1 protein-coding gene is annotated in these 535 nt (G+C 39.8%); it reads left to right on the forward strand.

Annotated elements, in window-relative coordinates; all coding sequences use genetic code 11:
- On the forward strand, positions 1 to 535 hold a 535-nt coding region (locus ACWNT5_RS24260; protein WP_456518862.1), incomplete at both ends, for a DUF7507 domain-containing protein.

Genomic DNA, 535 nt, shown 5'->3' on the forward strand with positions numbered 1-535 from the left:
CGAGTAGTGTAGATACGGTTATAGATATAGTTACTACAGATGGTAGTGCTAGTGAGCCAGGTGATTATACAGAGGTTATTACTACGGTTACGATTCCAGCGGGATCGACTAGTGTTACTGTTGATATTCCTGTTATCGATGATGCTATAGTTGAGCCAAGTGAGGACTTAACAGTTAGTGGTACAGTTACCAGTGGTAATACGAGTAATACCGATCCAAGTGGTACTGTAACAATTACCGATAATGAGATTCCAAACCCAAGTCTAAGTGTTATCAAGACAGTCAGGGTAGCAGGAAGTGTCTTAAATGATGTTATCGAGTATGATATTGTAGTGACCAATACAGGTAATGTTACATTAACCGATATTGAAATTACAGATGACAATGCAGATGCTGGAAGTATTGTAGGCAGTCCGATAGCAAGTTTAGCACCAGGTGCTAGTGTAACGGTAACAGCAAATCAAACAATTACACAAGCAAATATCGATGCAGGATTTATAGAGAACAGTGCTACAGCTACAGGAGATAGTCCAAG

The organism is Aquimarina sp. 433 (assembly GCF_054054605.1).